The 14,576-nt window shown below is 70.3% G+C and carries 15 protein-coding genes; 10 read left to right on the top strand and 5 right to left on the bottom strand.

The window, feature by feature from the left end:
- The first annotated feature begins 4 nt into the window (after nt 1-4).
- From ACWEPG_RS12275 to ACWEPG_RS12290, 4 genes are all read left to right on the top strand, one after another.
- Complete coding sequence (locus ACWEPG_RS12275) at nt 5-343, top strand: P-II family nitrogen regulator (protein ID WP_450116903.1); 339 nt, start codon at nt 5-7, stop codon at nt 341-343.
- Nucleotides 333-2,873 carry a [protein-PII] uridylyltransferase gene (locus ACWEPG_RS12280; RefSeq protein WP_450134407.1) on the top strand — a complete coding sequence of 847 codons (2,541 nt, stop codon included), beginning with the start codon at nt 333-335 and terminating at the stop codon, nt 2,871-2,873. Before ACWEPG_RS12275 ends, ACWEPG_RS12280 begins: the two co-directional genes overlap by 11 nt.
- Nucleotides 2,874-2,939: 66 nt before the next feature.
- Nucleotides 2,940-4,514 (top strand): signal recognition particle protein, encoded by a 1,575-nt coding sequence (gene ffh, locus ACWEPG_RS12285; RefSeq protein WP_450116901.1) that lies wholly within the window; start codon nt 2,940-2,942, stop codon nt 4,512-4,514.
- Between the two features lie 3 nt (nt 4,515-4,517).
- Nucleotides 4,518-5,612 (top strand): amidohydrolase family protein, encoded by a 1,095-nt coding sequence (locus ACWEPG_RS12290; RefSeq protein WP_450116900.1) that lies wholly within the window; start codon nt 4,518-4,520, stop codon nt 5,610-5,612.
- Nucleotides 5,613-5,689: 77 nt separating this feature from the next.
- On the opposite strand, the gene ACWEPG_RS12295 is transcribed toward ACWEPG_RS12290, so the two are convergent.
- The gene (locus tag ACWEPG_RS12295; protein WP_452594445.1) at nt 5,690-6,373 is read right to left on the bottom strand and encodes a TetR/AcrR family transcriptional regulator; all 684 of its coding nucleotides are present in this window, start codon (nt 6,371-6,373) and stop codon (nt 5,690-5,692) included.
- Between the two features lie 107 nt (nt 6,374-6,480).
- On the opposite strand from ACWEPG_RS12295, the gene ACWEPG_RS12300 reads away from it, so the two are divergent.
- Both ACWEPG_RS12300 and ACWEPG_RS12305 read left to right on the top strand, forming a co-directional pair.
- Complete coding sequence (locus ACWEPG_RS12300; RefSeq protein ID WP_450116898.1) at nt 6,481-7,248, top strand: carboxymuconolactone decarboxylase family protein; 768 nt, start codon at nt 6,481-6,483, stop codon at nt 7,246-7,248.
- A 52-nt stretch (nt 7,249-7,300) separates the two neighbouring features.
- Nucleotides 7,301-8,131 (top strand): mycofactocin-coupled SDR family oxidoreductase, encoded by an 831-nt coding sequence (locus ACWEPG_RS12305; RefSeq protein WP_450116897.1) that lies wholly within the window; start codon nt 7,301-7,303, stop codon nt 8,129-8,131.
- Between the two features lie 12 nt (nt 8,132-8,143).
- Here the strand turns inward: ACWEPG_RS12305 and ACWEPG_RS12310 are convergent, their stop codons facing one another.
- Together ACWEPG_RS12310 and ACWEPG_RS12315 are read right to left on the bottom strand one after the other, a co-directional pair.
- The gene (locus ACWEPG_RS12310) at nt 8,144-8,938 is read right to left on the bottom strand and encodes an NADase-type glycan-binding domain-containing protein (RefSeq protein WP_450116896.1); all 795 of its coding nucleotides are present in this window, start codon (nt 8,936-8,938) and stop codon (nt 8,144-8,146) included.
- Nucleotides 8,935-9,591, bottom strand: coding sequence for a DUF5336 domain-containing protein (locus tag ACWEPG_RS12315; protein WP_450116895.1), 657 nt, complete (start codon nt 9,589-9,591; stop codon nt 8,935-8,937). Before ACWEPG_RS12315 ends, ACWEPG_RS12310 begins: the two co-directional genes overlap by 4 nt.
- 284 nt (nt 9,592-9,875) lie before the next feature.
- Here ACWEPG_RS12315 and rpsP point away from each other — a divergent pair, with 284 nt between their 5' ends.
- The 4 genes from rpsP to trmD are packed head-to-tail and all read left to right on the top strand — an operon-like array spanning nt 9,876 to nt 11,860.
- Entirely contained in the window at nt 9,876-10,343 is a 468-nt protein-coding gene (rpsP, locus tag ACWEPG_RS12320) for a 30S ribosomal protein S16 (RefSeq protein ID WP_450116894.1), read from the top strand.
- Nucleotides 10,340-10,582, top strand: coding sequence for an RNA-binding protein (locus ACWEPG_RS12325; RefSeq protein WP_450116893.1), 243 nt, complete (start codon nt 10,340-10,342; stop codon nt 10,580-10,582). Before rpsP ends, ACWEPG_RS12325 begins: the two co-directional genes overlap by 4 nt.
- Nucleotides 10,583-10,586: 4 nt before the next feature.
- The gene (gene rimM, locus ACWEPG_RS12330) at nt 10,587-11,162 is read left to right on the top strand and encodes a ribosome maturation factor RimM (protein ID WP_450116892.1); all 576 of its coding nucleotides are present in this window, start codon (nt 10,587-10,589) and stop codon (nt 11,160-11,162) included.
- A gap of 2 nt (nt 11,163-11,164) precedes the next feature.
- Nucleotides 11,165-11,860, top strand: a complete 696-nt coding sequence (trmD, locus tag ACWEPG_RS12335) for a tRNA (guanosine(37)-N1)-methyltransferase TrmD (protein ID WP_452594446.1) — start codon at nt 11,165-11,167, stop codon at nt 11,858-11,860.
- Between the two features lie 7 nt (nt 11,861-11,867).
- Here the strand turns inward: trmD and ACWEPG_RS12340 are convergent, their stop codons facing one another.
- Both ACWEPG_RS12340 and ACWEPG_RS12345 read right to left on the bottom strand, forming a co-directional pair.
- Entirely contained in the window at nt 11,868-12,956 is a 1,089-nt protein-coding gene (locus tag ACWEPG_RS12340) for a hypothetical protein (protein WP_450116890.1), read from the bottom strand.
- A gap of 96 nt (nt 12,957-13,052) precedes the next feature.
- Entirely contained in the window at nt 13,053-14,576 is a 1,524-nt protein-coding gene (locus tag ACWEPG_RS12345) for a serine hydrolase domain-containing protein (protein ID WP_450116889.1), read from the bottom strand.

Below are 14,576 nucleotides of genomic sequence, written 5' to 3' on the forward strand. Positions count from 1 at the left end.
AACAATGAAGCTCATCACCGCAATCGTCAAGCCGTTCACTCTCGAGGACGTCAAGACCGGGCTCGAGCAGGCAGGCGTGCTGGGCATGACCGTCAGCGAGGTCCAGGGCTACGGCCGCCAGAAGGGCCACACCGAGGTGTACCGCGGAGCGGAGTACTCGGTGGACTTCGTCCCGAAGGTCCGCGTCGAGGTCGTCGTCGACGACGGTGCAGTCGACAAGGTCGTCGAGGTGATCGTCGAGGCCGCACGCACCGGCAAGATCGGTGACGGCAAGGTCTGGGTGAGCCCCGTGGATTCCGTCGTCCGGGTTCGGACCGGCGAACGGGGTGCGGATGCAATCTGACCCGACTGGGTCCGCTTTCGGTGGCCCCGATCCCGTCGCACTGTCGGCGGGGTCGGGGCCACCCGCGTCTGCGGCCCACGAAGCACATGCGCACATCGTCGCCGCCGACGACCTGGCTCGGGCCCGGAAACAGCTGCTGGACCGAGGGCCCCGGTCGCGCCGGCTCGACGCGGCGACGTTGCGTCAGGCCATGGTCGAACTGCACGAGTTCTGGTTGACGACCAAGGGGACGGAACTCGGCATCACTCCGGACAGCGGGTTCGCGATCGTCGCGGTCGGGGGACTGGGACGGCGGGAGTTGCTGCCGTACTCGGATCTCGACCTGGTGCTGCTGCACGACGACATGGATGCCGACATCGTGTCCCAGGTGGCGGACTGCCTCTGGTATCCGCTGTGGGACGCGAACATCAAGCTCGACCACAGCGTGCGGACGGTGCCGCAGGCGCTGCAGGTGGCGTCCACGGACCTGACCGCGGCGATGGGCCTGCTCGAGGCCCGTCACATCGCCGGTGACGCGGAACTGACCAACCTGCTGATCGGTGGGGTGCGGCGGCAGTGGCGGACCGGAATCCGGTCGCGCTTCGACGAGCTGGTGGAGATGACGCAGGCACGGTGGTCGCGCAGCGGCGAGATCGCGCACCGCGCCGAACCGGACGTCAAGAACGGTCGCGGCGGCCTCCGGGACGTCCAGCTGCTCGACGCGTTGGCGATCGCGCAATTGACCGACGCCGCGACGAGCCTCGGTCCGGACGCCCCCGGCGGCGGTCTGGACGCCGCGCACGACCGGCTGCTCGACGTCCGAACCGAACTGCACCGGGTCGCGGGCCGGGGCCGGGACCAGGTGCGGGCACAGGACGCCGACGAAATCGGCGCCGCGCTGCGGATCGGCGACCGGTTCGATCTGGCTCGGACTCTGAGCGACTCCGCCCGCACCATCGGCTACTCGGTGGACGTCGGACTGCGCACCGCGGCCAACGGTCTGCCTCGGCGGGGACTGGCCCGACTGCGGCGGGTGCCGGTGCGCCGGCCCCTCGACGAGGGCGTCGTGCAGCACGCGGGGGAGGTGGTGCTCGCCCGCGACGCGAAACCGAACAAGGACCCGGGGCTGATCATGCGGGTCGCCGCGGCGGCCGCCCAGACCGGCATGCCGATCTCGTCGTCCACCCTGGGGCGGCTCTCCGACAGCGCCCCGGAGCTGCGGGAACCCTGGCCGAAGGAGGCGCTGGGCGACCTCCTGGTGCTGTTGGGTTCGGGTCCGCGGATGGCCGCGGTCATCGAGGCCCTGGACCGCACCGGCCTGTGGGGGCGGCTGCTGCCCGAGTGGGGCGCGGTGCGGGACCTGCCGCCGCGGGACGCGGTGCACACCTGGACCGTCGACCGGCACCTGGTCGAGACCGCGGTGCAGGTCGGGTCCTTCACCACCCGCGTCACCCGTCCCGACCTGCTGCTTCTGGGGGCGCTCCTGCACGACATCGGGAAGGGGCGCGGCGGCGACCACAGCGTGGTCGGTGCCGAGCTGGCCAACCAGATCGGCAACCGGCTCGGGCTGTGGCCATCCGATGTCGCGCTGCTCAGCGCGATGGTCCGGCACCACCTGCTGCTGCCGGACACGGCGACCCGACGCGACCTCGACGACCCCGCGACCGTGCAGATGGTCGCGGACGCGCTCGGACACGACTCGGTGCTGCTTGAGCTGCTGTACACGCTCGCCGAGGCGGATTCGCTGGCGACCGGTCCCGGCGTGTGGGGGGACTGGAAGGCGTCGCTGATCGGTGAACTGGTGCGGCGCTGCCGGCTGGTGATGGCCGGTGAGACGTTGCCGGAGCCGGACCCGGTCGACCCCGAGCACGCGGCGCTGGCCGAGACCGGGGGCGTGCACGTGATGCTGGCGCCCGCCGAGGGCCCGCACACGTACACGGTGACGGTGATCGCGCCGGACGTGCCCGGGCTGCTGTCCGATGCCGCCGGGGTGCTGGCCCTGCACTCGCTGCGGGTGTTGTCGGCCTCGGTCGGCAGTCATCAGGGATCGGCGGTCAACTCCTTCACCGTCTCGCCCCGGTTCGGGGCCCCGCCGCAGGCGGGGCTGCTGCGGCAGGAGTTGATCCGTGCCACCGCCGGGGAGCTGGACCTGGTGGCGATGCTGGCGGAGAAGGAACGGGTCGCCAACGAGGAGCAGGCGCTCGAGCTCGGCGTCGCGGGCGTGCCGGTGCAGTACGCGCAGGCGCCGCCGCGGATCATCTGGTTCGAGACGGCCGTCGACGGTCAGGTGATCGTCGAGCTGCGCACCGAGGACCGGCTGGGCCTGCTGTGCAGGCTCGCTGCCACCCTCGAACAGCACGGCGCGGACGTGCGGTGGGCGAAGGTCGCCACCCTGGGCAACGCGGTCGTGGACGCGTTCTGCCTGCACCTCGGCGAGGGCGACTCCCGGGTGACCCGGGAGGACCTGGAGACCGCGATCCTGGCGGTGGTGCCCGCACCGGCCCCGGCCAAGAAGGACGGGGAGGAGGGAAGCATGGCCGGCAGCGGCTAGTCTGGACGGAAGTGTCCGCGGACAGCCAGTCCAGACCGCCCCGTCTCACAGCCAGGAGCTCGATCGGTGTTCGAATCCCTTTCCGACAGGTTGACAGGTGCCCTCAAGGACCTGCGCGGCAAGGGCCGGCTGTCCGGCGCCGACATCGACGCAACGTGCAGGGAGATCAGGCTCGCCCTGCTCGAGGCCGATGTCGCGTTGCCGGTCGTCCGGTCCTTCATCGCCAGGATCAAGGAGCGCGCGAAGGGCGCCGAGGTCTCCGGTGCGCTGAACCCGGCCCAGCAGGTCGTCAAGATCGTCAACGAGGAACTGGTCGGGATCCTCGGTGGTGAGACGCGCCGGCTGCAGTTCGCAAAGACCCCTCCCACGGTGATCATGCTCGCCGGTCTGCAGGGTTCCGGTAAGACCACCCTCGCGGGCAAGCTCGCGTCGTGGCTGACCGGGCAGGGCCACACTCCGCTGCTGGTGGCGTGTGACCTGCAGCGTCCGGGTGCGGTCAACCAGCTTCAGATTGTCGGTGAGCGGGCCGGGGCCGCGGTGTTCGCACCGCACCCCGGCACCTCGATCGGCGGCGGGGAGAACGAGCTCGGCCAGTCCGCGGCCGACCCGGTCGACGTGGCCCGCCGCGGCGTCGAGGAGGCCCGCGCCAAGCACTTCGACGTGGTCATCGTCGACACCGCCGGTCGCCTCGGCATCGACGAGGAGCTGATGGCGCAGGCCGCAGGCATCCGCGACGCCGTGCAGCCCGACGAGGTCCTGTTCGTCCTCGACGCGATGACCGGTCAGGACGCCGTGCACACCGCCGAGGCGTTCCAGTCCGGCGTCGGGTTCACCGGCGTCGTCCTGACCAAGCTCGACGGTGACGCCCGCGGTGGCGCCGCGCTGAGCGTCCGCGAGATCACCGGCAAGCCGATCATGTTCGCGTCCACCGGCGAGAAGCTCGAGGACTTCGACGTCTTCCACCCGGACCGGATGTCGAGCCGGATCCTCGGCATGGGCGACGTGCTCACGCTGATCGAGCAGGCCGAGCAGGTCTTCGACGCCAAGCAGGCCGAGGCCGCCGCACAGAAGATCGGCTCCGGCGAACTCACCCTCGAGGACTTCCTCGAGCAGATGATGGCCGTCCGCAAGATGGGCCCGATCGGCAACCTGCTCGGCATGCTGCCCGGTGCCGGGCAGATGAAGGACGCCCTCGCCCAGGTCGACGACAAGCAGCTCGACCGAATCCAGGCGATCATCCGCGGCATGACCCCGGCCGAGCGCGCCAACCCGAAGATCATCAACGCGTCCCGCCGGCTGCGGATCGCGAACGGCTCGGGTGTCAAGGTTTCCGACGTCAACCAGTTGGTCGACCGGTTCTTCGAGGCCCGCAAGATGATGACGGCGATGGCCGGCCGGATGGGGATGCCGGGTGCCCGCACCCAGCGCTCCAAGAAGGGCAAGAAGGGCAAGAAGGGCGGCAAGGGCCCCACGCCGCCGAAGATCCGCGGAGGATTCCCGGGCATGCCGGGCGGATTCCCCGGTGGCTTCCCGGGCCTGCCCGCCGGGATGGACCTGTCGAAGATGCCGAAGGGCCTCGACGAGCTGCCGCCCGGCCTCGAGGGCCTCGACCTGTCCCAGCTCAAGCTGCCGAAGAAGTAGCCGGTGGCGCTCCGGCTGGCCGGCCGCGGCCTGCCAGACGAACAGGGTGTCGAGCTGTGGGTCGACGACGACGGCCTGATCTCCACCGACCCGATCCCGGGTGCACGGACGCTGACCGAGACCGGGTGGATTCTGCCGGGGCTCGTCGATGCGCACTGCCACGTCGGGATCCGGTACGGTGGCGGCCACGAGGACGAGAGCGGGCTGCTCGCGCAGGCCGAGACCGAGCGCGACTGCGGCGTCCTGCTGCTACGTGACGCGGGGTCCCCGGTGGACACCCGCATCGTCGACGGCCGGGACGACCTGCCCCGGATCATCCGGGCGGGCAGGCACCTTGCGCGCCCCAAGCGGTACATCCGTGGGCTGCCGATCGACCTCGAGGACGAGGCGCAGCTGCCTGGCGCGGTGACCGAGCAGGCGTTGCGCGGAGACGGCTGGGTCAAGCTCGTCGGCGACTGGATCGACCGCGAGGTTGGGGACCTGCGGCCGCTGTGGAGCGACGCGGTGCTCAAGGAGGCGATCGCCGCCGCGCACCGGGTCGGTGCCCGGGTGACCGCGCACGTCTTCGGTGAGGACGCGCTGCCCGGACTGATCGGTGCCGGCATCGACTGCATCGAGCACGGCACCGGGCTGACGGATGCCACGATCGAGATGATGGTCGAGCACGGCACCGCGCTGGTGCCGACGCTGGTCAACATCGCGACCTTCCCGGAAATCGCGGACTCGGCGGACCGGTTCCCGGTGTACGCCGCGCACATGCGCGACCTGCACGCGCGGGTGGGGGAGACGATCGGCGCCGCGCACGACGCCGGGATCCCGATCTACGCGGGCACCGACGCGGGCGGGTCCATCCGGCACGGCCGGATCGCCGACGAGGTCGCGGCACTGTCCGCCGTCGGGTTGGGGCCGACCAAGGCCCTCGGCGCCGCCTGCTGGGATGCCCGTCCCTGGCTCGGGCACCCCGGCCTCGACGCCGGCGCACCCGCGGACCTCGTTGTGTACGAACAGGATCCGCGTACCGGCCCCGGCGTGCTGTCGCAGCCGGACCTGGTGGTGCTGCGCGGGAAGGTCGTCACCCGGCGCGGCCGGTTCGCGTAGCGGGACCGGTTTCGGCAGGGCCGGTTCGCGTAGCGGGAGCGGTTTTCCGGTGGGGCCGGTGTCGGCTGCCGTGTGCCTCAGGGCAGCAGTCGTAGCGGGGGTTGATCGGAGGGGACGCCTTCGAGTGCTGCGAGCGTCTCGTCGGACGGCGGGGTGGCGAGGATGGCCACCAGGCCGTCGAGCAGTTGACTCACGTGCAGCGCATAGGGCGCGATGGGCAGTCCCAGGGTTCGGCGCCGGTGCCGGTCGGCGCACACGTGCAGGCACACCGACGAGACCTGGTTGATTCGGATGTCCCGCAGCGGTTGTGGGACGAAGTCCAGCATCGTGCGGAGGCGGTCGTAGTACGCGACTTCGGACCCGCGGTGGCTCGCGGGGAGATTCTCGAGTGGGTGTTCGTGCTGCGTCAACTTCTCGAGGAACGGCAGGTAGTAGCAGTTCTCGTCCTCGCCGAGTTCGATCAGTGGCAGCTGATGGGCTTCCACGGTGCCGCGGAGGTCGCCCGCCTGCACACGGGCTTCGAGAAGTGCGCGCCGTCTGGTGAGGTCGTCCACGCGGTTGAACAGGATGGCTTCGATCAGCCCTTCCTTGGTGCCGAAGTGGTACTGCACGGCCGATTTGTTCGCCATGCCCGCTTCCGTGCCGATACGCCGCAGTGGCACGCCGTCCAGTCCGTGGATCGCGAAGAGGCGCTCGGCAGTGAGCACCAGCTGCTGTTTGGCCGACAGGGCGACCGGTTCCGGCTTGGACATAACCCACATGAAACCACTCTGGACAACCTAAGTCTTAGGACTTAATCTTAATGCACACGAATTGAGAGTGGGTGTCCCGAATGAAAAGTCAAGTCGCCGAGGAGCTTCGGGGTGTGATGACCGTTGAGCCCGAACCGTCGGACACCCCGTTCGACGAGTTCAACCGGCGTTTCGTCTTCGGGCAGATCTGGTCACGCCCGGGCCTGAGTCGTCGCAACCGCCGATGGGTGACGCTGACCTGTGTCGGGGCGGCGGACGCGCCACGGCCGATCGACGATCACGTGTACGCGGCCCTCAACAGCGGCGACATGACCGTGGACGAGCTGCTGGAGTTCGTACTGCACTTCGCCGTGTACAACGGCTGGCCCAAGGCATCCCACCTGGAGGGTGTCGTGCGCAGGCAATGGGCACGCATCCAGCAGGACCGCGGCCTCGAACGCTCGCCCTTGCAGCCCATGGAGAACAGCACACTGGGGCAGGCCAACTGGGACGAGCGCATCGAGCGCGGCATCGAGGAGTTCGTCGACGTCAACCTGATCGACGCGCCGACACCCGACACCCCTTACATCCACGCCGGAATCCTCAACTTCGTCTTCGGCCACGTCTGGCAGCGCCCCGGCCTGACCCGCCGCGACCGCCGCTTCATCACCGTCGCGTCGGTTGCGGTGAACGACGCGATCACGCCGCTGCAGTCCCACGTGGGTTCGGCGTTGGAGTCCGGCGACATCACGAAACCGGAAATGGACGAGGTGGTCCTGCAATTCGCGGCCTACTCCGGTTTCGCCAAGGGGCAGGCCCTGCACAGCACCGCGAACGAGGCATGGGACCGAATCAGCCGCCGAGGCGCGCCGACATCCCGGGGCGTCACGAGTCGCAACCGATAGCCAGCCGATCCAACTCGAAACGGCACAGGTGCCGAGAAGGAGTCACAGAGCAATGCCCGGACTCGAAGGACGCGTCGCATTCATCACCGGAGCAGGTAGGGGACAGGGTCGAGCCCATGCGGTGCGACTCGCACGGGAAGGTGCCGACATCATCGGGATCGACATCTGCGAGAACGTGGCGTCGATGACCTATCCGAACTCGAGCGAGGCCGATCTGGAGGAGACCGTTCGCCTGGTCGAGAAGGAAGGCCGCACGATGGCCGGACTCAAGGCGGACGTCCGGGACTACGAACAACTCCAGAACGCCTTCGACGTGGGCCACGAGCAGTTCGGCCGCGTCGACATCGTCATCGCCAACGCGGGCATCATTCGGATGGGCCCCGAGTCGGAGGACTTCCTGGCCGACTGGAACGACGTGATCGACACCAACCTCACCGGCGTCTACCACACCGTCCGCGCCGCGCTGCCCGCCCTGCGCGCCGGTGGGCGCGGTGGCTCGATCGTCATCACCAGTTCCACCGCCGGGCTCAAGGCGTCCGCGTCGTTGAACGCGAGCGGGAACGCCTACGCCGCAGCCAAACGCGGTGTGGTCGCGTTGATGCAGGGTCTGGCCGCCGAACTGGCCCCGGAATGGATCCGGGTCAACACCATTCACCCGACCGGGGTGGCCAGCGGCATGACGATGAACGCCGCGATGGCCGCCCTGATGGAGGAGGCCGCGGCCGGCGGAGCGAACTCGATCTCCGGCATGCAGAACGCGCTGCCGCTGCAGATGATCGAGGCCGAGGACGTGGCCAACGCCGTCGCGTACCTGGTGTCCGACGAGGCGAGGTTCATCACCGGCATCCAGTGGCCGCTCGACGCCGGATTCATGATCCGGTGACCGGCCCGCGCGCTAGCGGACGCAGCCGTCCCCGCCGTCGCCGGCGCGGGCGGTGAAGCGGATCTCGCTGATGGACGTGACGTCGTTGAACGGGGCGGACCGCTCGCCTGCCCGGTTGGTGACCGGCTGACCGTCGACGGTGGCCAGCACGGTCAGTGTCGCGGTACGGGCAGTGGTGTCGACGGGCATCGTCTGGATGCCGCGGCGCGGCTCGACCTGCTGTTCGACGCTGCTGCCGTCGTCGAACGTCCACTTCACCCGGGTGACCTTGCGGTTCTGGGCGAACCGGTCGGAGCCGTCGGGATCGGTCTTGTCGTGGCCCGGGTCGATTCCGACGGTCGCCAGGTGGACCGAGCACGGGAAGCTGATCGCGAGGGTCTGCCCCTGCGTGCCCTTGCACCGCCAGGCGGTGGTGACGTCGCCGTCGATCGCGTTGGGGGCCTCGTAGGCGTGCGTGCGACCCGCCGAGTCCACGGCAGGCGGCAGGGGGGTGCAGGTGGGCAGGACCGCCGTCGGAGCGACGGCGACGGTGTCGGTGTCCGCGCCGAAGTCGAAGTCGTCCCCGGTGGCGAAGTCGCCGCCGCCGAGATCGCCGTTGTCGTCGGCAGCCGGCGCCGCGCTGCCCGTAACCGACGTCTCGTCGTCGCCGAGGGTCCGGTTGAGGAGATAGCCGCCACCGGCGAGCAGCGCGAGGACGGCGGCCGCCGCGGCCGCGACGGCCAGCCATCCGCGTACCGACAGCGGTGGGCGGGGCGGTTCGGGTGGGAGCGGGTTCGGCGGCTGCGGTGCGGGTGCGCTCTCGCTCATACGGTGTCGGCTTTCGTGGGTGTGGGCGCCTGGTCGGTGGACCCGGACGCCGGTGTGGGGAGGCGGCCGGGCGCGAGGAGCATCGTGCGGCGGGTCTGCACCAGCCCGACGTCGTAGGCGAGGGCGACGAACGCGGTGATCGCCTGCGCCACCGCCAGCGCGAGGATCGTGATCCCGGCCCAGCCGAGCCCGACGACGAGTTCGGTGTCGCGGGTGAGCCCGGAGACCAGATCGGTGGGTCGGGCGACGCCGACGATCACGATCAGCGCGAACGCGGCGAGCAGGGCACCGACCGTGGCGGCGGCCGTGGCGAGGGCGTGCAGGACCGGGGTGGCGCCGCGAACCTGCTTCAGACGGGGCAGTGTCGACAGTCCGGCGACCAGCCCGGAGAACAGCAGGCAGGCGACGACCAGCAGGCCCTGCGGCACGACGAAGGCACTCGCCGTCAGCTCGCCCGAGTCGGTCTGCACCCGAAGCAGCGGACCGAGCCCGGTCAGCAACGCGGCCAGGCCCAGCAGCAGCACCAGCCACGCCAGGGCGGTGGCACGTCCACGCTCGGGAACCGGAGGGCCGTCGGCGAAACTGGGGTACGGGTTCGCCGGAGGAGCCGTGACCGGCTCCGGTGGGGTGGGCGTGGGCGGCGTGGACGACAACGTCGAACCCCCTTCGAGACGTCGAACGAACCCGCAACGCGCGGCTGACCGGAGTCTAGGCAGCGACCCCGCCGAGGAGAGCGGTATCACCGGTGTTGGCGAGTCGCGGGGCGGCGGAACGGGCGATTCGCCCGTCGGCGTCCCCGTCTGGCAGAATGGACCGCTGTTCGCCCGTCTCCGGTTACGTACCGCGCGGCGGTCACGACACCCCCTCAAACGCAAAACCGGGTGCGCACGCCTTGCGCATCGCTGAATTGCGCCGTGACCATTCGAAAGGCTCCACCATGGCTGTCAAGATCAAGCTCACGCGGCTCGGCAAGATCCGCAACCCGCAGTACCGCATCATCGTCGCGGACTCTCGCACCCGCCGCAACGGCCGTGCGATCGAGACCATCGGCAAGTACCACCCGAAGGAAGAGCCGTCGCTGATCGAGATCGACTCGGAGCGCGCGCAGTACTGGCTCGGCGTCGGCGCCCAGCCCACCGAGCCGGTCGAGAACCTGCTCAAGATCACCGGTGACTGGCAGAAGTTCAAGGGCCTGCCGGGCACCGAGGGCACCCTCAAGACCAAGGAGGCCAAGCCCTCCAAGCTCGAGCTGTTCCAGGCCGCGCTCGCGCAGGCCGAGAACGAGCCGGTCGCCGAGGCCATCACCCCGAAGAAGAAGGCCGCCAAGAAGGACGCGGACGAGGCTGCTGCCGAGGCGCCCGCCGAGGCCGAGGCCGCCGCGGATTCCGAGGCTGCTGACAAGTGAGTGCCGTTGTCGCCGACGCCGTCGAACATCTCGTTCGCGGCATCGTCGCCAATCCCGACGACGTCCGGGTCGAGTTGATCACCGGGCGTCGCGGGCGCACCGTCGAGGTCCACGTCAATCCCGACGACCTCGGCAAGGTGATCGGCCGCGGTGGCCGTACCGCCACCGCACTGCGGACCCTCGTCACCGGCATCGGTGGCAAGGGGATCCGCGTCGACGTGATCGACACCGATCAGTAGATCGGTGGAACTCGTTGTCGGCCGTGTCGCCAAGTCACACGGCATCAGGGGCGAACTCGCCGTCGAGATCCGCACCGACGAGCCGGAGCTGCGCTTCGCCGTCGGTGCGGTCCTGCACGGCCGGAAGCCCCGTGATCGGAAACTGACCGATTACACGGTGGAAGCCGCCCGGGAGCACTCCGGGCGGCTTCTGCTGCGTCTGAAGGGCGTCGAGGACCGCACCGCGGCCGACGCGCTCCGTGGAACGCTGTTCCTCGTCGACACCACGGAGCTGCCGCCGTCCGAGGACCCGGACTCGTTCTACGACCACGAACTCGAGGGTCTCGAGGTCCGGCTGGGCGACGGGACCGTCGTCGGGACCGTGGTCGAGGTGCTGCACTCGGCGGCAGGGGAGCTGCTGTCCGTGCGGCCGGCCGGCGCCGTGCCGGATTCGTCGGCACCGCCGACCGCTCCCGAGTCCCAGGCACCGTCGGCGGGCGAAATCCTGATCCCGTTCGTCACCGCGATCGTCCCGGTCGTCGCTGTCGCCGACGGCTACGTCGAGATCGACCCGCCCGAAGGATTGCTGGACCCGGAGTAGCCGTGCGCCTCGACGTCATCACGATTTTCCCCGAGTACCTCGAACCGCTGCGAACGGCGTTGCTGGGCAAGGCCATCGACAAGGGTCTGGTGTCCGTCGGCGTGCACAACCTGCGCGACTGGACGCACGACGTGCACAAGGCCGTCGACGACTCCCCGTACGGCGGCGGACCCGGCATGGTCATGAAGCCCACCATCTGGGGCGACGCGCTCGACGCGGTCTGCCCCGACGACGCCCTGCTCGTGGTCCCCACCCCGGCCGGGGTGCCCTTCACCCAGGCCACCGCCCAGCGCTGGTCGCGAGAGAAGCACCTGGTCTTCGCCTGCGGCCGGTACGAGGGCATCGACCAGCGCGTCTTCGACGACGCCGCCCGCCGCGTGCGCGTCGAGGAGGTGAGCATCGGCGACTACGTGCTCATCGGCGGCGAGGCCGCGGTGCTCGTCATGGCGGAGGCCGTGGTTCGGCTGATGCCCGGCGTGCTCGGCAATCAGCAGTCGCACGAAGAGGATTCGTTCTCCGACGGGCTCCTCGAAGGGCCCAGCTACACCCGGCCGGTCAGCTGGCGCGGACTCGACGTCCCCGAGGTGCTGCTGTCGGGCAACCACGCGAAGGTCGAGCAGTGGCGCCGGGAGCAGTCGCTGCGCCGGACCGCGGAGCGGCGGCCGGACCTGCTGCCGGACCACGGCGACGGCCGGTAGACCTCCGCTACCCGATTCGCCCCTCCGGGAACAGGGTTCGCACCACCAGGGTCATCGTCTCGCGGGCGTGTGCGGCACTGGCATCGTCCGCCGCCGAGTCCAACGAGGTGTCGGGCAGCGTCGGGTACGCCTCCTGTGCGCCGCCGTCGGCACCGCGGTCGGTGGCGTCGGCGTAGTCCACGTTCTCGTGTGCCGCGACGACCAGCACGTACCGCGAGTCCGGCCCGACCACCGCCGTCGACACGTGGACCCAGCGGCCGGCCGTGCAGCACATCCAGCCCTGTTTGACCGCGACATCGCCGTCCTGTTGCGCGCCCAACGCCTCCGGGATGCCGAACCGCTGGTCGTAACCGTCGGCGGCGACGGGAGTGGACCGGCGCAGGTGCCCGAGGATCTCCGCGGTCGCGTCCGGTGCCAGTCCGCCGCCGCCGTCGAGGAATTCGGCGTAGTAGTCGACCAGATCGGCGGTGTTGGTCTCGGTGTTCCACCAATTGCCGTCCCATGGCGGGCGGGTGTCGGGCAGTTGGTAGCGGTCGGCGACGGCGTCGACGATCGCGCTCCCGCCGTATCGGAGCCACAAGCTGTTCGCGGCGTCGTCGTCGGACCGTTCGAGCATGCGGACGAGCAGGTCCTCGTCCTCCTCCGAGATCGACGCGTCCTCGTGCAGCATCTCGTCCGCGATGAAAAGCTTGGCGACCGAGGCAGTCTCGACGACGTCGGTCTCGGCGGTGCCGAACCGGTCGCCGGTCACGCGGTCGAGCAACGTCACCGACGTGTCCGCGCCACGGGCAGAGGCGGCGGCGGTCGCAGCGCCGATCCGGGCCTCGATGTCGGCCGGCAGCGGACCCGAGGCGCGGGGCACCGGAGTCCACGTCGCGGCCATCGGCGGTGGCGGCGCAGCCGTCGCGGAGGATGCGGGTGGTGCCGGGACGGGGGGAGGGTCGTGCAGCGTCGGCACCTGCTGCTCCGCCTGCCATGTCGGCGCGTCCGGTCGGGCGGGGAGGGTGGCCTGCTCGGACTCGGTCGGCACGGTGCATCCGCAGGCCCCGAGTGCGATCGCCGCGGCGAGTGCGATCGCCGCGAAACGCGCGCGCATGGGTGCCTCCTCGGTGCCGTGTCCGTGCCGGTGTCCCAGGGTAGGGGGCGGGCAATGGTCGCGGATCGGAATCCGGCCCGCCGCCATGGGACCGACCTACCTTGCTCGTCTCATCCTGCCGGACACCACCCGTCCGAGTACGGCCGCCGCCGCGGCGGCGCCGGCGCCCTCGGCCCACAGCCGCGGATTCGTGGTCCTCGGCTTCCTGTGCGCGGAGAGCGGCATCATCTCCAGGTGCACCGCCATGACGCCCGAATCCGGGTCGCGACCGAACACGACCGGGAAACTGCCCACGCCGAACTCCGAGAGGTCGAGCCGAAACGCGTAGGGGTCCGCCGGGTCGTCCGGGTGCAGCGGCAGTCCGCGCAGCAGGGGCGGGACCGGTCCGAGGAATCGGAAGGTCAGCCGGCCGCGGCGGACGAGAACCTCGAATCCGGCGCCCATCAGCGACCGCACCCGGGTGTCCGTGAGTGAGCCGGGGAGCTGATACCAGCCGCACAGCTCGTTCCAGAACTCGGGTCGCTGTGGGACATCGGTGCGGATCCCGTCGTCGGGCACGTCGATCAGCCGGCCGAGCAGGCCGCCCACCTCGACCGGCAGCCACATCCCTCCCTGCCGGGTCCCGTTCGTGAACGCCATGATCGCGACACCGTCCTCCGGCGCGACGACGATCTGCGAATCGAACCCCGGCAGCAGGCCCTGGTGTTCGACGACGGCGTGCCCGCCCGGGTTCTTACGAAAGAACGCCAGGCCCATGCCCGGAATGCGGGGGTGGGGCCGGTACTGGGGCGCGAACATGCTCGCGAGCGTCGCCGGCTGCAGGACGCAGCCGTGCTCGTTGCTGCCGCCACCCAGCAGTGCGGCGAGGTACCGACCCATGTCCCGTGGAGTGGAGAGCACATTGGCGGCGCCCGCTGTCACCCACTCGCGGAACGGGACCACGCGGGCACCGTCGGGACCGAGTGTGTACCCGGTCGCCAGTCGGGCGGGGTCGACCTCGGAGCGCAGCAGGGTCGTGTCCGTCATGCCCAGCGGTGCGAAGACGTGCTCGCGCAGATAGCGGTGCAGGGGGATTCCGGTGACGTCCTCGACGATCTGCCCGAGTGTCGCCGGACCGTGGTCCCCGTACCGGAACATCGTGCCCGGCTCCGCGTCGAGGCGGACGCCGCCCCGATAGTGCTCGGCCAAGGTCGGCACCGGCCGCCCGGGCGCGATGCTCTCGCCGAAATCCCGCCGGAGAAAACCGGATCGGGGCGCCAGCTCCCCGATCCCGGCGGTGTGGGTCAGCAGGTGACGCAGGGTCGCGGGCCGCCATCCGGATTTCGACGGAACCAGTCGGTACGCACGCAGGTACTCGTCGGCGGGGGCGTCGAGGTCGACCAGCCCCTGCTCCTGCAGTTGCAGGATCGCGATCGCGGTGAAGGTCTTCGTGATGGAGGCGATCCGGAACACTGTGTCCTCGGTGATCGGAGCGTGCGCCGCGATGTCCGCCAGGCCGCTGGTGTGGAGGAACTCGGTCGACCCGTCGCGCACGATTCCCAGCGCGAACCCCACGGCCGGCTGACGGCCCAGGATTCCCTGGACGTGGGACATGGTCTCGGTCGGATCGATTCCCGGCAT

Source organism: Rhodococcus sp. NPDC004095, assembly GCF_053604015.1.